The following is a 26,546-nucleotide window of genomic DNA, read 5'->3' as shown; positions in this document are numbered from 1 at the left end:
GATTCTAAATAAGGGGGTATTGAAATCAATTACAGCACTAGCATTTCTTTAAGACTTATAGGTGTTTGAGTTCACATTCTTTAAAAGCTAATCGCTTCCTTAGCTCTTTAATTGCAAGATGTAAACAATTGAATATAAACCAAATAAATCCAAACAACTCCTCCCTATCCAATCTTCTACGTTAAATTATCCCCAAATTTAAATCCAATTATTCAATTCCTCTTAACTCCTTATATAACTTGCCCTACACAAAAAAGCTAGTTAAAAAACCATAAAAAAGTGGGTGTTTTACCTTAACCAAAAAGGGGAGTTCTCCTACGCTTTTCAGTCATCTTTTTTGGTTATTGCAATCAATTATCACAACTACCATACAAAGAAATTAAGACTTAAAATATGGCAAAGACAAATATTATAAATTCATGGGAGGATTTACAAAAAAATGTAACCACCATAACAGGACGGTTGAACAAAGACCAAAATTTATTGATTGCCGCTGCTTCAAATCCAATTTTTGCTCTTGAAGAATTAGGCTATAAAATTCATAACGATATTCTTGGACACATTGAAGATAAAATGAGGTTTAAGACCCGACAAGTTGCCAAGCTAAAAAAATTGAGGGCAACCATTATTAAAATAGCAGGAAAGCACTTTGATATTCGATCTAAAGAGCAATTAGAACAGGTCTTGTTTGAAGATTTTCAGTTAGAAGCTTATGATGCAAACGGATGTCCTATCTGTAAGTCTCTACCTCCTTATCAAAAAGGAAATGATAATGATTCTCTTGAAACTTATACAGGTCTACACCCTATCATTGAACCGCTTCTGGCTTTTAGGCAAATAGATGCTTCTGTATTTAGTTTCTGCGATTCTTATACGTATCAAAAAATACGTAAAGGGAATTATGGAAAACATTCGAACCTACAATTAAAGGTTCAATTAAAAAAGAACAAAAAATAAAAAATCATGGCAGATACACATGGATTTGAATTAATCATCCAAACCGCTAAAAGCGTCGTAGTAAAAGCTCTAAAAGGAGCTTGGAAATCGTCCGATTGTCCAGATCAAATCGATAATACAGGAAGAATCCCAGAATTTATGGATATCCCAGCTGGGGATGATATTGGAGGCTTTACCATCGTAGATGGACAACTACAGATTCCACAAGAAGAACTAAATGCTGAGTTTGCGACCGATGTCAATGGTGTAGAATTGATTTTAGGAATGAATATACAGATAGAAATTGGAAACCCACCTGTTCCTTCTGCTCAACTCCTAGATTTTCATACCATAGTACATGCAAAAGCACCAATTGGAACTTTACCAGATTCTCAAGATGTAGGAATCTTATTAAAAGATATTTTAAGACCCAATGTATGGGCAGATTTAGATCAAGGACACCCACTAGATGATAGCATTGAGGAGTTATTAAACGATTATATACATGTGGCTTATGAAAATGAAGAGATTCCTCATGTAATCACGGAAAGCAACATTCCTTTTGGCCCTCTAGATACTATGGGGGCTACTACCCAGATCTTTGATGATGCCTCCAATCTTGCCAGAAAGATCCTTACGTCTTTTCCAGACCCAAATACTTTGGAAGTTTCAATTCCAATCTATTTAAGAATGTACGCCTTCGTTCCAAATACATTCAATTTGGATGCTCCTATGGGAATAGAAACCAGGATCATTATCAAAGTTCCTTTTGAAAGGCTTTCAGATAAATACATTGCAAAATTTGCAGATGTCACAAGTAGTGATGTAAGCATCGGTAGTATTACAGGTGCAGGAGCAGATATTGCTGGGAATCCTAACGAAGCTACTTATTATGAAAATAATAAAACCACTTTGGCTGGTTTTGCACAAGATCTAGACGCACAACTAAGTACAGAATTAAAAAACAAAGGGTTACAATTTGCCAACGATCTTGGTAACCAAGAAGTTGATATCCCTTCAAAAGCAGATATTGAAGAAAAGGTGGCCGATATCTTCTTCGATGAATTAGTATCTAGAGACTATCTAGCCATTTGGTCACCATCTGCCAGTAATGATGAATTTGCTGTAGACTCAGTTGATGTAAAGGTTTTTTCAGATTCTTTGAACATTGCACTTAATAATACTGGAGGTGCAGACAGCAATGCCATTACCAATTTTATTCCAGCTGGAATGGAATTTAGTATAGCTATGAGCAGAGATTCTCTACAAGAAAAAATTGATGAATCACTAGTAGATAGTGGTTTCAATAATCTACCCAAACGATTTGAAGAAGATGGTAAAGATGTAGACCTAAATACGTTGAATATCTCTATAATCAATAATGCCGTACGATTACAAGGTACCGTAACAGTGATCGATGCTGTTTTAGGAAGCATTGACGTGGATGCTTCTTTTACTACAGATGTAGGGTTTCACTGGACACCCGACGGCGTTTTAAATGCTTCAGGGTTTCAAGCCATGGATCATCATATGATTGGAGATCCCGATGTAGATGTAGATGAAGGCATTGCCTTTTGGATCATTGCCATCATCTTAGCCATCATTTCTTTTGGCGTTGGAGGTGTTTTAATTGGTGTTATTACCATTATTGTAATTCTAATTGTTAAAGCGATTGTTGAAAACATCGGGAGTGATTCTTTAGTCGATGGTGTTACAGGAGCCATTGACGGCATCACTGCTTGGCCTCCAGAATTATCCAATATTGGTAGAGTTAAAGCTGTTTTCTTTGATCCTATAGACATTTCTACTACTGGACTTGTTATCTCTGGACAGATGGAGATTATCAGTTCGTGTGAATCCACACAAGTAGTGCCTGCAACCACCGCAGGGAAATATACTGTAGAAGCTGCTCAAAATATTCAATTGAAAGCCCTGCAATTCTATAACAAAGCTGATTTCTTTTGGAATACTGGAGACGGTGGAGCTGATCAATTATTTAGAGATATTGATCACTCTTATGATATCAGCGGCATATATCTTGCCAAACATGGTGTAAAAGTCACTGAATATGGAGGTGCCAAATCTCGTCATTTTGCAACTATTAGAGTAAAAAATGTACCACCCATAGTAACCATGATTCCTCAGATTACAGTGAATGAAGGAGAGGTTGTCACATTAGAAGCACATTTTGAAGATATAGAATATACCGATACGCATTGGTCTATATGGAGTTTCGGAGACAATCATGCCCCTAAAAAAGGATTTATAGAAGAGACTCATACAAAACCCAAAGCCATTGGTACAACCACTGTACAACATGCTTGGTGTGATAATGGCATCTATCATGTAGGGGTACAAGTTATCGATAATAATGGAGGGGTTGGTACAGCTTCTATGATCGTTAATGTGCTAAATGTTGCTCCTATTGTAAAAACTCAAAAAAAGATATATGCATACCCATGTAGTCCTATTACATTAGTGAGTCATTTTATGGATCCTGGATGGTGCGATACACACACTGGCACTTGGCGTTTTGGAGATTGTTCTGAAACTAAGATGGCTGTAATTAAAGAAACTCATAATGCACCCGCAGGTAAAGGTACTGCTACGGCATCACACACTTATAAAAAATGTAGCACTTACTATGCAGAAAACACAATTATTGATGACGATGGAGCTATTGGAAAAGCACAAACGATAGTAGAGGTTATCGATTTAAAGAATGCTGCTTTTAATGATGGATTCAGTTTTCATCGTGCTGGAAAAATAGCTAATTTCTGGGCTCCTTTTATAACTTCCTTAAAAAAATCTGAAATCGCATTACGTCAAAATAGCACCCTTTCACTCAAAGAAGCTTTTTTCTGTGAAAAATGCTATGTCTATGACGGATTGAGTTCACAGAAAATTAAAACTGTAAGAGAAGCATTTATCGGAATTTATCAACAATTAGGAGCTAACAAAGATTGGACTTATCAAGTAGAAGGTCTTTATATGCTTCAAGAACAATTGGGTGTCGCTAAACTGGGAATCGATCCGTATGGAGAAACAGACCCTAGTTCACCAAATATTGTTTGGGCAGAAGGTATCACAGACAAAAAATGGTCACACCTACTACAACGAACGTGTGCAAAAGCCGATCTCATTACTGTTTTCCTAGGAGTCAAAGCCTTATCTGAAGCAGAAGTCGACTGTTGTTTTGATGAGATCAAACTCACTGCCATGCAAAACATACACTGCGAAGCGCTTGTAACTCCTCCAACTGAGGAAAAAACCTGTATTGACTTTAAAAACGTTAATCCAGAAAGTGTTGAACCTTATCAATGGTCTTACAAACAAGTAGATTTTTTAGCAATGGGAAAAGAACCACATCGATTGGTGCAAAACCTCCCACCCGATCAAATACAATCCTTGCATCTATCACAAGGGATTATTTTAGAATTTGATGAACCTGTTTCCGAACTGGTACTCTCCTTAAGGTATTATAAAAGCCTTTACATAAAGACCGTTTCACAAGATGTAAAAGGAAACCTCTTAGCGGTCGATCAACAAGAATTGACTCACCCCAATACCACATTCCGTATTTCAGGAAATGAAATCAAAAGAGTACAGCTTCTTATCAGAGGTGAAGAAGCTGCTTTGGCCGGACTCTGTTTTCAAAAAAGGAACAGATCTACCAATCAAACATTAGTACTAACAAATAAAATAACAGAAAATGGACGTAAACAAATTTCAGAAGCATCGATTGCTTACAAGAACAGTAAAGAAACAACACATTGATCAATGGTTGTTTAAAAACCAAAACGTGGTAGGCATGTCCTACGGACGTAAAATTGTACACAATAAAATTACAGACGAACCTGCTTTGGTTGTCTATGTCATGAAAAAATTACCTAAGCAATTTATTCCACCGTCTCAACTTCTACCGAGCAAAGTTTTTATTGGTGGCGACTACATTCATGTAGATGTTGTAGAGACAGGTCCTTTTAACCCACTTGCTTTTACAGCTCGAGAACGTCCTGCTCCTTCTGGAATTAGTATTGGACATCCAAATATCACCGCAGGTACATTAGGGTGTCTGGTAAAAGATCTTACCGATGGTTCCACTTGTATTTTGAGTAATAATCATGTGCTTGCCGATCAAAATGCAGCAAGCATAGGTGATAATATTATTCAACCTGGATCTGCAGACGGAGGCGTTGTTCCTAGCGATGTCATTGCTCAGTTAAAGAGGTTTCAAATCATTAACGCTACGGGAAACATTATGGATGCTGCTATTGCGGAAGTCAATAATATTGCAGACGTAATCAATCAGATGAAAAACAATTTGATGGACGTACCTTCCCCCAATCACCCTGCTGTAGGCTTACTTTTTGCTGGATCATGTAGTCGTACAATAATGAATCCGATTCAAGATGTGTTAGATACACTTCAGGTTGATTTCATTAATGGAGGTCCTGGAGCTACTGTACCAGGAGAAATAGATATGAATGTTGAAAAAGTAGGACGAACCACAGAATATACATCTTCTACTATTATGGAAATCGATGCTACTGTAACGATTGGTTATGATTTTGGATCTGCTACTTTCGACGATCAAATAGTAACAGCCTGGATGTCTGATGGAGGAGATTCTGGATCCATTGTCTGCCGAGGAGGAGAAGGAGGAAATGAAGATCATTGTGGGAGCTGTCAATCAACACAAAGTGCTTCTATTTTTCTAAAGAAAGACCTTCGTTCTGATGTTGCCGCTGAAAAATCATTTAGAGAAAAACATTTAATCCATACACTAACTGGGCGTTATGTCGTAGATACATTCTTTGATAATGAAGACTATCTAAATCAAAGATTCAAAGATGAAAAAATAGGTGAAGAAGATGCTGAATATGCACGTTACTTATACGACAAGTATGCTAAAACATTCAGAAATATGGCATTGGATATAGAAAGTAATGAGAAGATTCCTTCTAACGTATTCAAAGAAGCTGAGAAAAACTTTGGCAGATTAAAAAGATATTTGAGCAAGAGTGAGCAAAGCTCGGCTGAAAGTCTGTTTAAATTAGCCTATGAGTTTGAAGGAAAAACAACTCAAGAAGCTTTAAAAATGTTAGACGATAAAAGGCTCTACAACCAAGTTGTGAAGATCGTTTCTGGAAATGATACATTAAGAAAAAAAGATTGTTAAAATGAGTAAAGCATCATCCGATTGGTTACTATGCAACATTTCGAAAGCCAGATTGGCTTCTATAAATGCGATCATGGAAGAGATCATTGATGCCTCAGATACCAATTTTAAAAAATTGGCATTACATACAGCAAGGATGGGTGGAAAAAAACTCCGCCCATCCTTATATCTTTTGGCATTGAATACAGGTGATTATTATGGCAAAGAGCTTTTAACACCAGCAGCAGCTTTAGAATTGATCCATGTGGCGTCTTTACACCACGACGATGTAATGGATCGAGCCGATCTAAGACGAAACGCTACGAGTGTTAATGCTGAATGGGGAAATTTGAATGCCACTTATTCTGGAAACTATTTGTTTTCAAAAGCAATTTCTATATTGTCTCAATATGATACAACAGTAAACCAAATAACCTGTGGTTACATTTCAGACCTTTGTTTAGGTCAGCTCAAAGAAGCAGAGAATGCTTATAATTTAAAATTGAGTTATGAGGATCATATCGATGTCCTTATAAAAAAAACGGCGTCTCTTTTTGAGCTTCCATGTAAACTTGGAGCACTCTTATCGGGAGCCAGTGACGATATTCTTGAGGCCATAACCAATTATAGTAAACATATGGGCATTGCTTTTCAATTAATCGACGATCTTTTAGATCTTAAGGGCAATCCACATAAAACAGGAAAAACAGTAGGAACCGATCTTATAGAAGGCGTATATACTTATGCGACACTCTATACCTTACATGAAACAGATCACGCCAATAAACTAACTCATCTGCTAACGCTTGATGATATGAAGCCAATACATATTCAGGAAGCCATTGAATTAATTAGTCTTAGTGGAGGCCTTAATGCTGCAAAAGTAAAAGCTAAAGAACATTTAGAAATAGCAAAAAATGCTTTGTCTATACTTCCAGATAATAATACCAAAACATCTTTATTGAATTTAACCCATTTTATACTTGCAAGAGATCATTAAACCATGAAAACTAAATACGATGTCATTATTGTAGGTGCTGGTCCAGCAGGAAGTACTTCAGCCCTAAAGATTGCTGCTAAAGGATATGATGTTCTATTAGTAGATAAAGACTCCTTTCCTAGAACAAAAAGCTGTGGAGATGGGCTTACTAGAACAGCTACCAAAATTCTTTATGATTTAGGACTTAAAGAAGAACTTTCTATATTTAAAAGAACTGAAAACACAAGAATAACCGTAAAGGGTAAAGGAAGTAGAAATTTTAAATACCCTGACCATATGACCGATCCCAATTATGGATTGGTGATTCCACGAAAGGAATTAGATTATCTATTGGTAAAAAAAGCCATAGAAAAGGGCGTCTTCTTTATGGGGGATGTTCTTTTTGACAGCTTGATCTACATCAACCAAAAAGCAGCAGGAATACGCCTCAAAAATGGCAATACGTTTTATGCCGATATTGTGATTGGTGCCGACGGAGCTACTTCCAATGTTGCTTACCAAGCTTCTTTACCTATAACTCCTATTGATAAAATGGGAATCGGAACTCGTGGCTATTTTAAGATTGCAGAAACAGACGATACGCTTCAAATGTTTCTCCCTATTTTAGATCGTTCCAATAAACGGGTACTTCCTTCTTATGGATGGGTATTTCCTGTTGAAAAAAATATTGTAAATATTGGAGTTGGGCTTATCGAACAAAACGAAATTTACGATATCGATACTATTTTTAATATGTTCATGAACACGTTAAAAAAGAAAGATTCCCGATTTAGCAACTTACAATTACAAGGCACTCTTATGAGTGGTCCTATGCGTTTTGATTTTAAACCAGAACGCACTTATGCTCCAGGAATTTTACTGGTAGGAGATGCTGCAGGGATGATTAATCCATTTACTGGTGAAGGTATCGGGTATGCATTAGAAACAGGAATTCATGCAGCTAATTTTTATTTAGAATTGAAAAAAGATCCTAACGAAGATTTTAATGACTTATCAAAATATGGCGATCTATTAGGTTCAAAATATCAAGGTTATTTTGAAGCAGGTACAGAATCAATCAACCGATATCACCTTATTTGGAAAGTACTAAAAGGAACCTTTCAAAATGATAAGCCTTTATTTAATGCCATTCGACAAGCGACAGTTTTCCCAGAAGGTGTTAATGAATCCTTTTTTAATTATTATACAGAAAATGTAAGTGATCAAATTTCTGAGCATCGAGGGCATATTCGTTCGGATATGCTATCTGTAGGTCAAGGTCTCATTCAAATGACCCGAGAAGATTGGCCTTTTTTATCGAGACTTTTTAATGCAGGACAAATAACACCTGGTATTCCTTTTCGACCTTCTTTATTAATTCTTATTGCTGGGTATTCTACACAAACGAACCGAAACGAATTGACCCAACTGGGAATGGCTGTTGAGTTAGGTTTGGCTGCAGCTATATGTCACGATAGCGTTTCTGAAGAGAAAAATGATGATACCACTAGCAGTGGAAATTGGGGTAATATGATAGCTATTTTGGTAGGAGATTATCTTTTAAGTCGGTCTTTTGAAATTATTTCATTTTATGATCAATCTTATACAAAAATTATTTCTGAAGGAATTAGCAAATCAAATCAAGGAATGATTCTCTTGAAGAATAAAATTCAAAATAAAGAAACAATCTCCATTAATGATTTTCTGGAATTGTACTATTTAAAAAACAAATATACTTTTGAATTGTGTTTACAATTGGGAAGTATGGCTAAAAAAAGCACCAAAAAGGAGACTCTAATACTTAAAGAATTTGGAAAACATTTCGGAACGGCATATTTTATAGTGGAAGATACTCTCAACTACCTTAAAAACAAAAATACTGTTTCTAAAACCGAATTAAATTCTATATCTTTAGGTAATCATGAGATGCGATTGATTGAAGTTTTACTTAAAGATCAAAAAGGAACTCCTAAAGAAAAAGAAAGATTAAGTGTAAATATTTGTCAAGAAACAGCAATTAATGAGATCAAATTGGCAAAAAAGCACCTTAAAAACATAGAAGATATATTTGTTAAGACTACTTTAGGAAACCTGTGTGATTTAATATTAGAGAAGAATGAAACAATCACCTTATAAAAATTAGACTGATGCGAATTATTTTAATATTCGGGAGTTTCATACTAATTGGATTATTATTTATCAATTGCAAAAACAAAAAAAATGTCATGAACCATCCTTTAGAAGATATTAGAGCTGTATTTAAACAAGACAAAGCCCTCATTATAGAAAAATATAATGCCACGGGTGCTGGAATAGGTAAAGATGGAACGCAATATGTCATTGTTGTTTATCTCGAAAATAAACTAAAACCAAACGAAAAAGTTATATCAAATTGGAAAGGTATTCCTATAAAACTAGAATTTATTGGGACGATAAAACCTCAATAAATTTATACTTTAGGCTTCGATAATTCAATCTATTTACTTCTTTCGGATAAATACAAATTAAAAAAAGCTTAACATATCAGTTAAGCTTTTTCAAAACCACTCAGCCATTCCTCTATGTTAAAAAACAGTAAGAGAAATTGGGCAGAAACTAATTAGCAAATACTAACGCTTCCTTCTCTTTATTAATAGAAATATTCCTTAGTTTTTTAATTTCTAACTCATGAAGTTCTTTCTCTAATTTCTCTCTTATTTCTTTATAAGCCGGGTCATAGGCCAAATTGGTGATTTCCTGTGGATCGTTTATAAGATCATAAAGTTCATATTGGTTATAATAAGCGCCTAATGCATCAAAGTAAATATCATACTTCCATTCTTCTGTTCTAATACAACGAATACGGTTTGCAGCCTTTACTAACGACCAACTGTTGTTAGATCCTGCTTTAGTATCATCATAAGTAAACAAAATACTCTTTTGAACCGGAGTTCCATCTTCCAGTACAGGGAGTAAGCTTTTACCAGCAAGACCTGTAGGAGGGTTTTGAACATTCGTTATGTCGATAAATGTTGGAAAAATATCAGCCAAAGTTGCTAAGGAAAAAGTGTTTTGTATAGTACGGTCATTAAATAATATAGGATTAGAAATAACCAAAGGCACTCTTATAGCCTCTTCGTAAGCAACATAGGTTTTTTGACGCAAACCACCATGAGCTAGTCCCATTTCTCCATGATCGGAAGTATAGGTAACTATAGCAGAATCTGCTAATCTTTTACCAGAAGCATCTTCGGCGTATAATTCATTAATAAAAGCACCAACTTCTTTATCGACATGCTTTAACAAATGGCCATAAAAATTAACGTAGTTTAGTTTATCCTCATCAGTGGGTAAAGCGCCTAATCCTCCAGCCATAGCAATTAGAATTTGTTCTTGAGCCATAGGCTTTTTATTTCGTAATAACTGCTCATTAACTGTATCAGGAAGCCCAATTTCTCTACCAGACCAGCTATCTTGATGGTATCCTGAGGTACCTGCTGTTTTTGGATATGCTAATACATCGTGTGGATTAACCAAAGAAAGCACAAGACAGTAAGGTTGATGTATACCCTTTGCTCTTTTGGCTTTTACTTCTTTAAGAAACTTTATAGCTTGTGCTGTATATTTTGCATCGTGATTGGCATAACCGCCTCCAAAATTCAATGGATCTACATCTTCTCCAGCATCTGGAGCTTCCCAACCCATTGCTGCAAAAAGCGCAATATCGGCATCGTCAAGTTGATCATAATTTGTAGTGGCACCATTGGCAGCAACCCCCTTACTCATATGCCATTTACCTCGATATTGTACATCATAACCATCTCCCCAAAGCACATTCATAATGGTTGGTAAAGAAGTGTCTAGAGTTCCTTCAGACGGCGATAAAGGACCGCCTTCGGTTAATGTTTGAGTAACACCATGCTTGGCAGGGTAAAGACCGGTAAATAAAGTAGCTCTACTTGGTGAGCACATACAGGTATTACAGAAAGCTCTATCGAAACTAAATCCATTCTTTTTAAGAAAAGTAAGCGTAGGAAGGTTTTTTTCTTCCCATCCTGGCGGGAAATGTTGTGTTGCACGTTGCTCATCTGTGATGATTAAGATCATGTCTGGTTTATCACCAATTTGTGATAGTTTTTGTTTAATAGTGTCCATTTTACTTTTTTAGTTTAGTGTTAAATAATGATGTTACTTTATTGTTAGTAGTTGTGGTTCTCTGTATTTCTGTTTTACTATTAGACACAGAATTCCTAGGAGTATGACATTGTCATTTTATTTAAACATAACTACTTGATATGTAATTTTTTTACTAAACTAGCTTATTAGAATTCAAGAATCAACATGTAGTCTTATTTTTACAAATAAAGTTTTCAACAACTTGTAAATGTGTTAGTGTTAAATTATAACTATACTGAGATTTACTATTAATTGTAAGTATAAATTTACAGAATATTTAAAGCCTATGGATTCTGTATTCTAAGTACGTTCCGATCATACTTCAAAAGAATAACTCATCTTTATTGAAGGTCTTTTTTTAAATGAAAAAGTACTTATATAATTGTTAAGAAGTTAATACCCTAAATCTGTTAAGCTACTGACTTTGTAGATAATATTGACCTATGAGTGTACACGTATATAAATTTCATCTTTCTCATAAAAATCAAATAATATTCTTATTTTACTGAAACAAGTTCAGCACGTGTCGCAGGAATTAGTTACCTCCGCTCTGCGAAGTTTGCAATTTCTTAATAATAAAGAATAATAGTTGTTACATATAAAAAAGCTACACTTAAATTTATTTAAATACAGTTTATCTATCATTAATTGTAAAAGCTTTCTCTTTTTTTATTCCTTACTATACCCTTAACTGCCAATATTTAACGCCACAAGTTAAAAAATTTAGATAACAATATACTATACCTGGTCGTGGCTTAAAACTAAAATATTAGTTATATAACTGTATATTTAGTTGTATAACTAAAAAAATAGTTGTATGTTTGTAATGCGTTTTAGATATCCCCCAATAGCTACGCAAAGAAAACTTGAATTAATAAGATTTTCTCTTTTGAGGAAATAATAAATAAACACTTGCAATGGAAAAACTCACAAATAAAGAGGAAGAAATAATGCATATTTTATGGAAGCTAGAAAAGGCTTTTGTTAGGGATGTACTTAACGAGATAACGGATGACAAACCACATTATAACACGTTATCAACCAATATTAGAAATTTAGAAGAGAAAGGATTTGTTGCTTACCAAGCCTATGGGAAGACCCATCAATACTATCCTATTATAACCAAGGAAGATTATAGAAAACGTTTTATGAATATAGCTGTTCATAATTATTTTAATAATTCTCACAAAAACGTGGTTTCTTTTTTTGCTAAAGAAGATAAGATAAGTGTGGATGAACTTAAGGAGATTATAGAATTAATTGAAAAAAACAATTAATTATGGAGTATTTACTTAAAGCAAGTGCAGTTATTACAATATTTTATTTGTGTTATAAATTATTTTTACAACTTGATACTTTTTTTGAAGCTAACAGAGGGTTTTTATTATTAGGATTAATTACTGCTTTTACAATCCCTTTTTTGGTTATTCCCATATATATTGAATATTCCCCTACTCCAATTACAAATTACGAATTAGGTGAAGACCTCACTATTATTGAAACTACAGAAAAACCATTTAATATTTTCGAATATATTCCCTTTGTTTATTTACTCGGCATCGTCTTTTTTACTTTACGTTTTCTATTTCAATTTGTCTCATTAAGCCTCATATTAATTAATAATAAAAAAGAAAATCAAGATAATTTTAAACTTATTGAAACTAAAAACACAGTATCTCCTTTTTCATTTTTCAACTGGATTGTTTATAACCCAACACTATTTAACACAACGGAGTTAGAACAAATAATTACACATGAAAAAGTCCATGCACGACAATACCATTCTATCGATATTTTATTAATGCAATTAGCATGTATTGTACTATGGTTTAATCCTTTTGTATGGCTTTATAATAAAGATTTAAAACAAAACCTAGAGTTTATTGCTGACCAAAATGCACAACGTCAATCTCATTGCAAAAAAAGCTATCAATGTACCTTACTTAAAGCAAGTATATCAACTCATCAAATAACTTTAAGTAATAATTTTTATAATTCATTAATCAAAAAACGAATCATTATGTTACAAAAATCAAAATCAAAAAAAAGCAACCTATTTAAGTACGCTCTAGTTTTACCCTTTCTTGCTCTACTCTTAATGAGTTATAACACGGAAGAGGTTTATGTAGAAACATCACTTGAAGAAGAGTCTAAAATTATAAAAAATGACAAACAAATATTTCAAAAAGAAAATGATGAATTTATTGTTAATGGAACAGTTACCGATATCTATGATAACCCAGTTCCAAAATCATCTATTGAAATTAAAGAAACTTTGCCTGACGTTATGACTAACTCTTTAGGTAAATTAAAACCCAATGTCTTAGAACCTACTACCATTAAATCTGGTAATACCTCTCCTTACATTATAGATGGTGAAGAATTATCAAAAAAAGACTTTAAAAAAATTGCTAAAAACAATGTTTATTCTACTACTGTTTTAAAAGATACTGGTTATATTTCTAAAAATGGAAAGCCCATAAATTCAATTAAAAATCAAGAAGAATTTATTATTCTTGGTAAGGTTATGTTACATAACAAAATAGGGTTAGAAAATAGTAGTGTTACTATAAAAGAAAAGAGTCGAAGTGTAATAACTGACTCCAATGGAAACTATAAAATTAGAGCTTCAATAGGAGATAAAATTACATTCTCACGCAAATCTTTAGTCTCTAAAGAAGTTGAAGTAAAGAATAAAGAAAATATAAATGTAATACTTAGAACATCTAACGGTTTGTCAATTGATGCTTCAAATCCAAAAAAACCGATATATTATTTAAATGACAAAAAAATTTCAAAAAAGGAATTTGGAACAATACTTCATGATAGCATGAAAAAAGCTAAGAGTTCGAAAAATGATAAACCGAATTCCAAAGATGCTAATCAAAATGAAAATACCTTTTTAATCTCAGGTATAGTTTCTAATAAAAAAGGAAAGCCTATACAAGGCGCTATGATTCTTAATGGCTCCAGCAATGGAGTAATGACTAATTCTACTGGTAAGTATGCTATTAAAGCTATAGAAGGTGATGAGCTTGTATTTTCTTTTAAAGATATGGAAACTCAAAAATTTGAGGTAAAAAAGAACAAAACTATTGATGTAAATCTTGCTAAAAAGAAGAAATAACTTAATTTTAAAACTCCAATAATCAATAAAGAGGTTGTCTAAAAAGTGTCATCCTGAATGAAAAAGTTCATCGCTTTTTAGACAGCCCTTTATTTCTTTTTAATAACATTTTTTTCTTTAACAACTTTGTTAAACAATGAAGCTAAGAAATCCTCACTGCTTCCTAGCTCTTCGCTAGTTTCCAAAACTAGTGGCGTTTATGAGTGTTTAGTTCTAAAAAAAGTCTACATATTTTACATTAATCTTAAAATAGATATAGATTCCTGCCTTACTGAAACAAGTTCAGCACATGTCGCAGGAATTCACTACCCCAACCACCCCTCACGATCTAAACTTCGATATTGAATCGCCTCACTAATATGAGAACCATTAACGTCTTCCACACCCTCTAAATCCGCAATAGTCCTAGAAACTTTCAAAATACGATCATAGGCACGAGCAGACAAATTCAAACGCTCCATAGCCGTTTTTAATAATTGTTTTGATGCTTCATCCAACAAACAATATTTTCGAATTTGCTTCGTATTCATTTGCGCATTATAATGCACAACATCCGATTCTTTAAAACGAACCGTTTGAACCTCCCTAGCTTTTGTAACACGCTTTCTAATATCTACCGAAGTTTCCCCTTTTCTATCTTCCGACAGCTTTTCAAAAGGCACAGGCGTGACTTCAATATGAATATCGATTCGGTCTAATAAAGGCCCAGAAATCTTACTTAAATACCGTTGCATTTCCGAAGGACTGGAAGTTACTGGAGCATTGGGACCATTAAAATAACCACCTGGACTCGGATTCATACTCGCCACCAACATAAACGACGAGGGATATGTTACCGTAAACTTAGCACGCGAAATAGTCACTTCCCTATCTTCTAATGGCTGACGTAGCACCTCTAAAATACCACGTTTAAATTCTGGCAATTCATCTAAAAACAACACGCCATTATGCGATAAAGAAATCTCTCCGGGTTGTGGAAATGCACCACCTCCAACTAAAGCAACATCCGAAATGGTGTATTGCCCATTTGTAACATCACTATAACTGCTATAAAACCACACAGACTACCCTTTCCTGACTCTAACGATGTAAGCTTAGGTATTGAACTCAAGAGAAAACATTTAGACTTAGAATGGCCTCAGGACGACACGGCAAAATACTTTGGAGTACTTAAAGATTCTTATCAAAATTGGGAATGGAATCAATATTTACCGCATATTAAAAACAGAAAAAAAATAGTTAGTTTTTTAGGTTTTAACTTTTGGGATGATGGGACAGAATTACTCTCAAACAAAGTTTTGCTATATCGAATAGAATATGGATTAACCATGAGTGAATTGGCTCAAAAAATTAATGTTTCAGTACGAACTGTTGAACGCATTGAAAATAATGAAATACATATTTCTGAAAAAATGAACAAAAAAGTTGAAGAGCATATTAATCACTAAGACTTTTTATATTAAAGACACCACCCTTTTCATTTTTTTATTGTACTAACATTGAAGACTTCGGAACTAAAAAGTATATATGAAATTCCAATAAAAAACTATAATTATAATAATAATCAAAAGTATAATAAATCGGTTCTAAATAAATAAAATTCAATTTATAAAATATGTTAATAAACAATTACAATCAAAAAGTTTGTGTCTTAGTTGGAGCTGGAGCAAGTAGTTTTTGTGGAAAAGATTCTGTTAGTCCATATTTACCACCACTTGGAAATGAATTGTTTGACAAGCTTATCTCTTACTCAGATTATTATAATCAATTACCAGAAAAGGCAAAAAACTTCTTCAAAAAAAATGATTCTTTTGAAGAAGGGTTTCTAAAGTTAATAGAGAACTTAACGCCTATAAAAAGCATGGTTGATTTGGCAAAATATTTCTTGCAATTTAATATATCATCGATTGAAAATAATCATTATTGTAAACTATTTGAAATTCTATCAAGTAAAAACATTCAACCTTTTTTAGTTAGCCTAAATTATGAAATGTTAGCAGAAACTGCGGCCTCTCAAAACTACATTGTTCAATATATTTTAAACGAAAATCAAATAGCTCCTTCATCAGATAGATTACATGTATTAAAGTTACATGGAGGAAGCAATTTTCTTCCTTCTATTAAAGAAAATTACAATTTAAGAGTTAGAAAGATGGGCGAGTTAAATATTGATTCTCTAACTGTTCACGATCGTCTAAAATCAATCGATATTTTAAATAGGAATAATGATTATTATATACCCTTAATGTCATTCTATACTTTTGGAAAAAAATTTATGGTAAAAGTCCAAGGTAATGACATGCACGACTTCTTTGTGAAAAAATATGATTCAATTATTAATTGGTGCGAAAAAATTATAATAATTGGAGTACATTATAATGAATCAGATAGTCATATTTGGGAAGTCATTCAGAATAGCAATAAAAAGATATGTATAATAAACCCCGATTACATGAATTATCCCGTAAAAATCAGAAAAAAGACAATATTGAATATTAAAACTTTTGAGGAATGTATATCTAAAAAAGAAAAAGCATTTTGTGACTTTCTTGATTGTTAACTAGGCTAGTTTCAAAAATAATTTTACAATAATTTGAAATATTCATAAGGAACGATTGAAGCTAATTAGTAACAAAGACTTGGAAACGTTGACATATAGGAAACAGGTAGAGAATGAAAAACTATTATTAAGTAATCAAATAGCTTCACAAAAGAAATCTTTAAAGGTTGTTTTGGGTTGTAATAATTATCTTAATCATACTTCTATGGAATAATCTATTAAAATAACCCAAAGCTAAGAATACATATGAAACAGCAGACTATCGAAATTCTTTCAAAAGCTGGCATTGATGATATTACTATCAAAAAAGTTATTAATTCTGGTTACCATTACAAAGCCAATGTTAAACTTTATGGCTTGGGAGATGGTATGCCTTGTATTTCAGATACTTTTTACGGTAGTAAAATGATGATCGGTTATATTAATTTTGAAACCTTTGTTTCCTACTTAAAAGGTAATGACAACACGCCAAAGTTTAGCCCTCCTATTTATAAAGTAAAAAGTTTAAAAGATGCTTTGCAGCAAATAAATGAGGCAGAAGGAACATCTAGATTGTTTAAAGAGGGATTACTTTCATTTAGAGGTCAGGCTAGAGAATATCATACTAAACGAGAGATACCAAACCCTTTTATGGCTGATACAAATAATAAAGAAAGGCTAGTTATTCCATCTTTTTACAGAAAATTTGTTAATGATTTTAGTCTTCGGTTTAATGAAAGATTTCAGAAATCAATTTTTCAGAGTATTTATGGAGATGAATTTGTTTATTATGGAATTGAGAATTGGCATAATTTGGGAGAAGAAAATTTTAAAAGGTATGGTATTCATACAATGTCAGACTTAGAGTCGTTTCCTGATAAACGAAGTCAAGAGTATGGTAAAAGATGGAGCAAAATAAAAGTTAGTGGAGATCTAACTGGACAACTACCTTTGATAGAGCAACATTACGGAATGCCTACTTATGGGTTGGATGTTACATTTGAATTAAGTACAGCTTTGTTTTTCGCATCTCATAAATTTAAAACTGATAAAGAAGGGTATTCTTTTTATGAGCCTATCGAGAAGGGGAAACATCAAGGCGTTCTCTATGGATTTCGATTTAGAGATCCTTCTTTGGTTAAAACTAGGGATATGGTAAATAATGTGCCACTTTTCGATCATCTAAAGCCTGAAAGACCAATACGTCAATCGTGTGCTCTACCAATTTTCAACGATTATAATTTTAACTCTGCTCTAACTGATTGTGATTTCATAATGTATCTCGATAAGGATTTTGACATTGAAGGGGTTTCAAATGAAAACTACTTAATCCCTCCTCCAGAAGAAGACCCTTTTTACAAGGCTTTGGTTGATATTGGTAAAGATAAATTAGACCGCTTTCCTTTCAATACTTTTGCAAGGTATAAACATGATTAATAAATTAAAAAAACTATATATTTAAGTATATTTCTATTATGGTAAAAATTGATAAAAACACATATCGAGCTGAAAGTTGGATTGATTTACAAAATTATATGTTTGATGTATATGAGAGTGATAAAGATAGATATCGTTCAAAATATGCTTATAGAGGTGTTGCTAACTTAAATTATGGTTTAGAAACGAGTTTACAAAGAATTGGCAGACAACCATCGACAGTTGAGCATCATTTAATCAGAAATTTCCAAAAATATTCTCCTATTAACACTTTAATAGATAATTATAATAACATTTGGAATTGGATTGCTTTAGGTCAACATCATGGCTTACCCACTAGACTTTTAGATTGGACTTTTTCGCCAAATGTAGCTTTACACTTTATGACAGACAACATTTCCACATTTAATGTTGATGGAGTTATTTGGATGGTCGATTTTATAGAAATGAAAAATCATTTACCTAAAAAATTACAGAATACTTTTTCAAAGAAAAAGACATTATCCTTTACTTCAACAGAGTTAAAGACGGAAATAGGAGAAACCATCGAAGAGGTTGTTGAGTTTAATAAAAACAATGGAGATGGGTTGATTTTTTTCGAGCCACCATCTATTGATGATAGAATTGTAAATCAGTTTGCCCTTTTCTCATTCATGTTAAATCCAGATACAGACAAATTGGATTGGTTAAAAAAACATCCTAAGCTTTATAAAAAAATTATTATTCCTCATTCGTTAAAATGGGAAATAAGAGATAAACTTGACCAAGCTAATATTACTGAACGTATTATTTATCCTGGGTTGGATGGAATTTCGAAATGGCTTTCAAGATGGTATAGTGAAAAAGACATAACAAAAAAATGGGAGTTATAAACCAAATACCTAATGACACTCTACGAATTCAACATATTATCTTTTAAAGAAAAACAAGCTACTGTATATGATATTGGTGTCTTTTTATACAACTATTTAACAACAGATATTCGTATTCCTTTTAATTATGGATTAGCCCTTTTCTTTTTCCTCTACGAAAACCAGGTGGTATGATGCCCATTTGTAACATTCAATTGAAGGCTGAAAAACCAAACGCTCTACCACTTCCAACCGAAAATGACCATTCACTCGGAGCGGAATTAAAAAGGAGGCGTTTAGCCCTAGAATGGACACAGAAAGACACAGCGCAGCACTTTCATTTAGTTAACCAAATAACTAAAATAGTTTCTGATCAAATGAATTTGAATATAAAATCTCTATCTTTTGAATCTATGGACGGGAAATTTTATGGAGAATTAAAGTTGATAATGAATTATGCTTCGTACAATGAAGTTTTTATAGAATTAAATGCATTAGAGAGTATTAATTCCATTATATTGAAGGATTATTAATAAACTGTAGAGGTATTCCAATATCCAAAGTCCAATGAACAATAATTCATCTAGACATCATTACATTCCAAAATTCCTTATTAAAAAATTTTGCAATAATAATGGGAAAACCTATGTATATAAAAAAAGAAAAATATAATTAGAGAAATATCTTCAAAACAAATTTTTTTCGATTGGGATAGAAATACATCATTCATGATAATCTTAAAACTTTATTGTTTAAATTGTTTACGTAATGCCAATATAAAGAAAGTTAAAAATATACCTTCAAATAAAAACTCAACATTTCTTGCTATTAACCAATAACCAGTAAATGGGTTTTCAGTATCAATATAAGATAAAGCTACTTTTTTATGAAATTTTTCCGATTAACTCTCTTAATCCCAAGATAATTAGTTTTATAGTAACAATTAACCTTAATAGATCTCTAAATCCCTGATCAAATAATCATTTGTTTCCATCAAGTTTTTTTTTCATAAAAATCAACCAATGTTCAAGGTCCAGTTTTAAAAAGTCATAAAGCAATTCGATATCTGGAATAAATTCCTCCACTAACCCAATATGAAACTCATAATTAACTTCGGGGTTACCATCTGTAAATTCCTGCTCCCTTAACGGTTTTTGTATTTCCTTATGCCAATAGCACAAAAATCCAGCAGTATGTTTTAGCTTATGTGCTAAATCATATTTGTTCCGTTTATTTGAAATAGATAAGTTACGTTTACACCATTCAAATTTATACCAATCTTCAATATTGAGACATTGATAATACAACTCTTCATGTATATTAGTAAAGTTTGAGTGATATTTTTCATCTGTAATTTGCTGGTCTATCTGAGTGAAAAGTTCTCTGATTTTTAGTATCTGAGGAATTATTAGTTCAATATATTTTTTATAACTTTCTTCTGATTTTAATAAGTAAAGGTCTTCTTTTGACATGAAATTAATTTACTTTTTTAGTTAACATAGTTAAATCATTCTTAACTTGATGATAAAGTTGATATAATTCAGGGGCTAGTTCATCTGAGAAAGACTTAAATATTTCATAAAAAAATTCATGGTTCCCATGAATAAAGTGACCATATTCCTTGGGTGTTTTCAATTCAATAAACATCCATAATGTAAAATGAACTCCCACTCTAAGTTTATGGGATTTATTATATTTTTCTTGTGTATCTTTTAAATTTTTAAAAACATCCTTTAAATATTTTGTCATTTTCATGCGGTCTTTAGCTGGATAATAACCTTTGGAATAATTAAGATATATATTTTGTAACCATGTCACTTGATAAAACAATTCATGATTAAGGCTTTCAAATTTTTCTGGGTAATGTCCTGTAATTTTTTGTTCAATTTTTGATATATAATCCCTAAACTCAAGAATTATTGGTACAGTTATATCTAAATAAGCCAGGCTACATTTTTCAGATTTTTTTAAGAAATGCTCTTTATTCATTTAAAATTATTTTTACTTTCTCTCATTAACTTTTTTAAGATGAAGTAATAATCTATTAAAATCTTCATCTAAAATATTGTAAAACAAATAGACACGCTTTACATACTGCTCCTCAACAGTTAAACAAATTTGATATATAAACTCTTCATCTCCTTCACTAAATGAGGTTATATGAAAGTCTTCCTCCCAATTAATTAAAAAACTACTTTCAGCCTTTAAATAATGAGATACGTCATATTTCGAGTTACACATTGACGGATATTCTTCTCTAGACTTATCATTGGGTAAACCATGGTTAATTGATAACCCTAATTGATTGAATTTATCATATTTATACCAACTTTCAAAAGAATAAAATTGATAAAAGAGTTCATCAAAAAGCCCATTAAATTTTGTTGGATATTTTTCTCCTATTTCAAACAAAACAGAAGAGAAAAGCTCTCTAATCTTCAATTTAAAGGGAACTAATTTTGTAATAGATTCTTTATAACTTCTCTCAGCTTTTCTTAATATCATTTTTTTACTCATAAAGCTATTTAGAAGTATTTAATTTAGTTTTCACATTCCCAGTAATCTTTTCAAAAAGAGCTTCTATTTTTACTCTCTCTTCTTTAATTTGGTTAGTAATAAAGATTAATTCATCTAAATCAAAATCATCGGTATCAGTTTTATACTCTAATAAAGTAATATCTTTTTCTATTTGTAAAACATGATTTTTAAAATCATGAAATTTATCATGAGTTTCAGTATCAAGAAAGGCTTTAGAAGTAATTACTAAATCATCTAAAGTTTTAAAATTTTTCCTCAAAAGTTTAATATTTTGAACCAAATCTTTTGAAAACTCTCTTTTCTTAATATAAGAGTTGTTGAAATTCTTTGAGTTAATATGATTAACAAAATCTCTTACGATGTTTCTAAGCCGATAAGTTGATTCTAAAACCTTAGGATATATTGAGCCTATTTGTTTCAATTTGTTTAATTCTCTCTCCTTTTTTATTTCTAATTCTACTTTTTTTATTTCAAGTTTTTCATCTATTTTAAATCCTATAATCTTAGTTAAGTATTGTTTTAACACAAAAGCTACAACACCTATACATACCGCAATTATTGCCCCATCAATTATTATTCTATTAAATATTTCTTTCATTATGAATTCTTTTTCTTGTCTTTAGTATAAATCTATTAGTGATTATTAAATAACGAATAAATACAATCAACATAGTTTTCTCACCCTGAACTTTCTTTTATATGTCTTTATTTCTGAATTTTTGTTACTTATCAACTTAAAATGGTTCTTGTGGAAATTAACAATTTTCTATAAAACGTATCAATTGATGTTGAAGTGGAAAATCTTTTATCAAAGACTCTTTCTAAGAGAGTTTTATCAGAATCATGACAATCCCTTTAATAAATGGAATGAGAAGTTCTATGGCTTTCTTAAATAGCTCAATTTTATCAAATTACTATTATCCATTTGTTCATTATTATTTATTTTCGACAGTATAACAGGCTTGCATCATTTTTTGATGTAGTTTAAATTATTGTAATTCTCTAAATATAAATAAAACAATCGAAATTTGTAAGAATATAACTAACAATTAAAAAGCTCTATCAATCATTAGATTTTAAACTACCAGCTCTGCGAAGTTTGTAACTTCGTAGAAATAATGAATAGGTTTTCACCCCAGCCACCCCTCACGATCCAAGCTCCTATACTGAATTGGACTTGCAACAAAAAACTGGACAGTTAGTTGAGAGATTTGAGTAGCTGCATTTTAATAATAAATTTCTGTTTCCTTTTAATTGTGGATTTATCCTTTCCTCTGGCCACAATGAAAAACTTGTGGTGTGGCGCCCATTTGTAACATCACTATAACTGCTGTAAAACCACATAGACTTCCCTTTCCTGCCACTAACGATATAAGCTTAGGTGCAGAACTCAAAAGAAAACGTTTAGACTTAGAATGGTCTCAGGACGACACAGCTAAGTACTTTGGAGTACTTAAAGATTCTTATCAATATTGGGAATGGAATCAATATTTACCGCATATTAAAAACAGAAAAAAGGTAGTTGAGTTTTTAGGATTCAACTATTGGTATGATGATACTAATTCACTATCAAATAAATGTTTATTGTATCGCATAGAATATGGATTAACTATGAGTGAACTTGCTCAAAAAATTAATGTTTCAGTACGAACTATTGAGCGCATTGAAAATAATGAAATGTATATATCTGATGAAATGAGTAAAAAAGTTAAAGAATATATTAAATAACCAAACTTTATTTTTCGATTGATGCAACATAGTTATTGATTTTAATTTCTGTCTCTTTTTTAATATTTCCTCCTCTCTCAAATCGAGCAATGGTACTTTTATCTACTCCGATTTTTTGTGCCATCACATTATATGTAAATCCATATTTAATTCGATGAGAAAAAAATTGACCTTGCAGTGTAGATTCGTTAATGTTCAATGTTTTTGGAGTATATCCAAAAAATGTAAAAACTTTATGCAGAGCATAAATGGTATTAGTATGATGATTTAGTTCCATTTCATATACAAAGTTGCGATTAACCCCAATCATTTTAGCTACTTTATGTTGAGTAAGACCTCTATCCATCCTAACTTTTCTTAGTTCATCTCCAACGGTAATAACTTCTTTGGGATACTTAAAATGCTTGGGTTTTGGCGACTTTAGATGCAATGGTAAAATGGGGTACGAAAGGTAAGAAAATCTATATCAGATTTTTTCATGTGCTAGGCGCTTCTCAATGATTTGAGATTGTTATCCTTTTTGCTTTAACACTTTGATACAAAATGTATTATGTTAACATTTATAGTACCTAAATATCTTTGAGGTACAAATAGGATACAATAATTAGTAGAAATTAACTAAAAAATATTGAATTTTCATTTACTCAATTCAAAGATATACAATTACAACTATTTTAATTAACACACAGAGTTAACTATTGAGAGAATTTAGTGGGTTTCTTAATAGTATATGGTGTTTTAGTACCTGTAAGAAAGATATTATTATATCATTCCTTGAAAAATTAAGATTTAATAAATTAAATTAGTTATACTCTTGTGATCTTTTTATTTATTAGAAACCAAACTAGTAGCAATTGTATATCTTATACCCGATTGAATTAGGTCGACCTTATGTTTCAATTTTAAATTATCAAACTTTGTTCCCTCATTTATAGAAATTATTACATCTCCTATTTTTGGAAAGATTTTAATTTCTCTTTTAAATATTTTACTTAAATAAACATAATCTCCACCTGTGAAATCACCAAAATAGGTTAAGGCTATTAGTTTGTGCCTATCCCTATCAATATGTTCGGGAACAAAATGTCCTTTATAATATTTAAATGCAAATGATTCAAAAGAATAATCTAAACTTAAATTCAAATAATCTCGAACAAAAATTAGTTTCGTAGATAATTGTTGAACAATATTATTAGTTTCATTATCTAAAGTAATTTCATACCTAGCAATTCTATTATTAAATTTTGACTCTTCAAAATTTAATAACTTTACTTCATCTATTGATTCTTGATTAAGATTGAAATCAATCGCATTTTTTAAATGAATAATACCATCAGAATTACCAGAATAAATAGCCAATAAGGAATCCTTTAGTTTATAAATTATATTTTTATTAATCACTATAAACTGATTTAAGCATTAAATTAAATAATGCCATAGATGGTTCTGGAAAAACCTCAAAATTTGGTAACCCACCAAATGGGTTAATATCTATAATAAACTCACTACCGTCTGAATTTACTATCATATCAAAACACAAATAATTAAGATTATAATCTGACATCATATTTTTTAGTCCAACTTCTGTTGTTTCTGAACATTTATAATCTGATTTAATATATTCAGCTGGACTTTTGTCAAAAGAATCATGTTTACCTCTTTTATAAATAAAAATATTTTTTCCTATAATGTATGTCCTATATTCATTTATAGAATTAACAATGTTTTGAATAAAAGCTATTCCATTGACTTTTATATATTCAGACAACATTTTATTATCAAATTTGGATGCCGGAAATATTACAGCTACATCTTCTCCATCTTGAGCTATTTCGATATATTTTGAAAACAATGTTTTTGTTGGTTTTAAATCTTCAGAAACAAAACAGTTACCCAAAGCTTTTATGGCTTTTAAACTTTTAATTTTTGAATATTTATCCTCTTTAATTATTTCAAAATCGGCTATTTTACAATCATATTTTTCAGCAGTTAATAACGAAAAAGCTCTATTTCTAAAAACCCATGAAGCCGTAAAAGAATTAACAGAAACTTCATCAAATAATAAACATATTGTTTTAATAAACTCGGTTTCTTCTCTTCTCTTAAAAGTTGCTGTTAAAGGAGGTATAAGATCATAGGGATATCTTATATGACAGCTTTTTATGTCAGACAATTTCACCTTTATATTTGTATTCTTAAGATAAATAAATTTTTTATCTATTTTACCAATATTTTCTATATTAATTATACTAATATCTGGGTAAGAATTAGTTTCGAATGCTCTTCTCAAATGTTTCATTTTTGTATAAGGGCAACCTATAAGAAAATAATCCATTCTGCTTATATTTTTAATAAAAATCGGTTAAATAAATCAACCGATTGTAAAATTGTTAGTCTTGCCAAATCTTATTCATAATAGTTTATTTTGTTGGTTTACAATACAATATGCGCTAAATATAAGAAAATAAAACATTGAAATCAAAAAAAGAAATGAATCAACCTATTACTTATATTTGTAAAGGAATTGTCTATATAAGCAATTATAGTCATACAATTACTCAAGACAATAATATAACGCAAACACATTAAGGTATAGAAATTAAAAAATTATTAAAATATGAGTTGTTATAAATGTACTTTTTTTGAACCTCTTAAACCTTTAAATCTAAGCCCAGATAATTGTCCAAAATGCGGAATGAATGTGAAGTTGACATGTGGTCCTTGTAATGGTACTGGAAAGAATCTCTTTCCGTCTAGATATTGTGATAATTGCGGTGATCCAATTCGTGCTAAATGTTCAAATTGTAATGGATCGGGTAAGCACGATCTCTATCATAGCTGCTTTTAATAATATATATCACAACATATTATTCTTTATAGTATAAATTATTTTTTTTCATGTATTAAATCTACCTCAACAAATTTGGTGACATAGCCCCTTGTTAGCGCTCGTCCAATGTCATAAAGTTAAGCCCTCATCATATGCTATCTTTTTGATTTTTAGATATTTTAGGTTTGATTCGAGAGCGGTATTTTCCTGAATTTCGTTCAAAAGAGCGATTAGGTCTTATGGGTATTTGGTTTTCTTTAAATAA

General features: G+C 31.5%; 23 protein-coding genes and 1 pseudogene. 15 read left to right on the top strand and 9 right to left on the bottom strand.

All coding sequences use genetic code 11. The features are described from left to right. Nucleotides 1-393: 393 nt before the first annotated feature. From Q4Q35_RS19675 to Q4Q35_RS19650, 6 genes are all read left to right on the top strand, one after another. On the top strand, nt 394-957 hold the full coding sequence (locus Q4Q35_RS19675; RefSeq protein ID WP_303279742.1) for a hypothetical protein: 564 nt from the start codon (nt 394-396) through the stop codon (nt 955-957). A gap of 6 nt (nt 958-963) precedes the next feature. Beyond that, on the top strand, nt 964-4,713 hold the full coding sequence (locus Q4Q35_RS19670) for a PKD domain-containing protein (RefSeq protein ID WP_303279741.1): 3,750 nt from the start codon (nt 964-966) through the stop codon (nt 4,711-4,713). Continuing rightward, a complete protein-coding gene (locus tag Q4Q35_RS19665; RefSeq protein WP_303279740.1) occupies nt 4,649-6,118 on the top strand; it encodes a chymotrypsin family serine protease in 1,470 nt (489 codons plus the stop codon). The genes Q4Q35_RS19670 and Q4Q35_RS19665 overlap by 65 nt, the downstream gene beginning before the upstream one ends. Nucleotide 6,119: 1 nt before the next feature. Then, the gene (locus Q4Q35_RS19660; protein ID WP_303279739.1) at nt 6,120-7,097 is read left to right on the top strand and encodes a polyprenyl synthetase family protein; all 978 of its coding nucleotides are present in this window, start codon (nt 6,120-6,122) and stop codon (nt 7,095-7,097) included. 3 nt (nt 7,098-7,100) lie between these two features. Further along, a complete protein-coding gene (locus Q4Q35_RS19655; RefSeq protein ID WP_303279738.1) occupies nt 7,101-9,212 on the top strand; it encodes a geranylgeranyl reductase family protein in 2,112 nt (703 codons plus the stop codon). A gap of 89 nt (nt 9,213-9,301) precedes the next feature. Then, complete coding sequence (locus Q4Q35_RS19650; RefSeq protein WP_303279737.1) at nt 9,302-9,523, top strand: hypothetical protein; 222 nt, start codon at nt 9,302-9,304, stop codon at nt 9,521-9,523. Between the two features lie 148 nt (nt 9,524-9,671). On the opposite strand, the gene Q4Q35_RS19645 is transcribed toward Q4Q35_RS19650, so the two are convergent. Then, nucleotides 9,672-11,210, bottom strand: coding sequence for a sulfatase family protein (locus Q4Q35_RS19645; protein ID WP_303279736.1), 1,539 nt, complete (start codon nt 11,208-11,210; stop codon nt 9,672-9,674). Between the two features lie 938 nt (nt 11,211-12,148). Here Q4Q35_RS19645 and Q4Q35_RS19640 point away from each other — a divergent pair. Beyond that, the gene (locus Q4Q35_RS19640; RefSeq protein ID WP_303279735.1) at nt 12,149-12,508 is read left to right on the top strand and encodes a BlaI/MecI/CopY family transcriptional regulator; all 360 of its coding nucleotides are present in this window, start codon (nt 12,149-12,151) and stop codon (nt 12,506-12,508) included. A gap of 2 nt (nt 12,509-12,510) precedes the next feature. Beyond that, on the top strand, nt 12,511-14,358 hold the full coding sequence (locus Q4Q35_RS19635; protein WP_303279734.1) for a M56 family metallopeptidase: 1,848 nt from the start codon (nt 12,511-12,513) through the stop codon (nt 14,356-14,358). Nucleotides 14,359-14,663: 305 nt separating this feature from the next. Here the strand turns inward: Q4Q35_RS19635 and Q4Q35_RS19630 are convergent. Next, nucleotides 14,664-15,377, bottom strand: a pseudogene (locus Q4Q35_RS19630) (YifB family Mg chelatase-like AAA ATPase); the annotation flags it as partial. On the opposite strand from Q4Q35_RS19630, the gene Q4Q35_RS19625 reads away from it, so the two are divergent. The 6 genes from Q4Q35_RS19625 to Q4Q35_RS19600 all read left to right on the top strand — a co-directional run bounded on the left by Q4Q35_RS19625 (nt 15,378) and on the right by Q4Q35_RS19600 (nt 19,718). Then, nucleotides 15,378-15,806, top strand: coding sequence for a helix-turn-helix transcriptional regulator (locus Q4Q35_RS19625; protein WP_303279733.1), 429 nt, complete (start codon nt 15,378-15,380; stop codon nt 15,804-15,806). Between the two features lie 167 nt (nt 15,807-15,973). After that, entirely contained in the window at nt 15,974-16,918 is a 945-nt protein-coding gene (locus Q4Q35_RS19620; protein ID WP_303279732.1) for a hypothetical protein, read from the top strand. A gap of 246 nt (nt 16,919-17,164) precedes the next feature. Then, nucleotides 17,165-18,334, top strand: a complete 1,170-nt coding sequence (locus tag Q4Q35_RS19615; RefSeq protein WP_303279731.1) for a hypothetical protein — start codon at nt 17,165-17,167, stop codon at nt 18,332-18,334. Between the two features lie 38 nt (nt 18,335-18,372). Further along, on the top strand, nt 18,373-19,206 hold the full coding sequence (locus tag Q4Q35_RS19610) for an FRG domain-containing protein (protein WP_303279730.1): 834 nt from the start codon (nt 18,373-18,375) through the stop codon (nt 19,204-19,206). A gap of 12 nt (nt 19,207-19,218) precedes the next feature. Further along, nucleotides 19,219-19,380 (top strand): hypothetical protein, encoded by a 162-nt coding sequence (locus Q4Q35_RS19605; protein ID WP_303279729.1) that lies wholly within the window; start codon nt 19,219-19,221, stop codon nt 19,378-19,380. Beyond that, entirely contained in the window at nt 19,377-19,718 is a 342-nt protein-coding gene (locus Q4Q35_RS19600; protein ID WP_303279728.1) for a hypothetical protein, read from the top strand. Before Q4Q35_RS19605 ends, Q4Q35_RS19600 begins: the two co-directional genes overlap by 4 nt. A 447-nt stretch (nt 19,719-20,165) precedes the next feature. Here Q4Q35_RS19600 and Q4Q35_RS19595 read toward each other — a convergent pair whose 3' ends face one another. From Q4Q35_RS19595 to Q4Q35_RS19580, 4 genes are read right to left on the bottom strand one after another with little or no spacing between them, the layout of a single operon-like run. Further along, nucleotides 20,166-20,657 carry a hypothetical protein gene (locus Q4Q35_RS19595; protein ID WP_303279727.1) on the bottom strand — a complete coding sequence of 164 codons (492 nt, stop codon included), beginning with the start codon at nt 20,655-20,657 and terminating at the stop codon, nt 20,166-20,168. A gap of 4 nt (nt 20,658-20,661) precedes the next feature. Next, entirely contained in the window at nt 20,662-21,174 is a 513-nt protein-coding gene (locus Q4Q35_RS19590) for a hypothetical protein (protein ID WP_303279726.1), read from the bottom strand. Nucleotides 21,175-21,186: 12 nt separating this feature from the next. After that, nucleotides 21,187-21,690: a hypothetical protein gene (locus Q4Q35_RS19585; protein WP_303279725.1), complete on the bottom strand. Its 504-nt coding sequence runs from the start codon at nt 21,688-21,690 to the stop codon at nt 21,187-21,189. A gap of 16 nt (nt 21,691-21,706) precedes the next feature. Beyond that, nucleotides 21,707-22,321 (bottom strand): hypothetical protein, encoded by a 615-nt coding sequence (locus Q4Q35_RS19580; protein WP_303279724.1) that lies wholly within the window; start codon nt 22,319-22,321, stop codon nt 21,707-21,709. A gap of 701 nt (nt 22,322-23,022) precedes the next feature. Here Q4Q35_RS19580 and Q4Q35_RS19575 point away from each other — a divergent pair. Then, nucleotides 23,023-23,451, top strand: a complete 429-nt coding sequence (locus Q4Q35_RS19575) for a helix-turn-helix transcriptional regulator (protein WP_303279723.1) — start codon at nt 23,023-23,025, stop codon at nt 23,449-23,451. Between the two features lie 7 nt (nt 23,452-23,458). Here the strand turns inward: Q4Q35_RS19575 and Q4Q35_RS19570 are convergent, their stop codons facing one another. From Q4Q35_RS19570 to Q4Q35_RS19560, 3 genes are all read right to left on the bottom strand, one after another. Next, a complete protein-coding gene (locus Q4Q35_RS19570) occupies nt 23,459-23,881 on the bottom strand; it encodes a helix-turn-helix domain-containing protein (protein WP_367892762.1) in 423 nt (140 codons plus the stop codon). 395 nt (nt 23,882-24,276) lie between these two features. After that, nucleotides 24,277-24,852 (bottom strand): hypothetical protein, encoded by a 576-nt coding sequence (locus tag Q4Q35_RS19565; RefSeq protein WP_303279721.1) that lies wholly within the window; start codon nt 24,850-24,852, stop codon nt 24,277-24,279. Continuing rightward, the gene (locus tag Q4Q35_RS19560) at nt 24,845-25,786 is read right to left on the bottom strand and encodes a hypothetical protein (RefSeq protein ID WP_303279720.1); all 942 of its coding nucleotides are present in this window, start codon (nt 25,784-25,786) and stop codon (nt 24,845-24,847) included. Before Q4Q35_RS19560 ends, Q4Q35_RS19565 begins: the two co-directional genes overlap by 8 nt. Nucleotides 25,787-26,546 lie beyond the last annotated feature (760 nt).

The sequence above is a fragment of the Flavivirga aquimarina genome (genome assembly GCF_030540835.1).
Classification (GTDB): Bacteria; Bacteroidota; Bacteroidia; order Flavobacteriales; family Flavobacteriaceae; genus Flavivirga; species Flavivirga aquimarina.
This window is presented reverse-complemented; position numbering and strand designations above follow the sequence as displayed.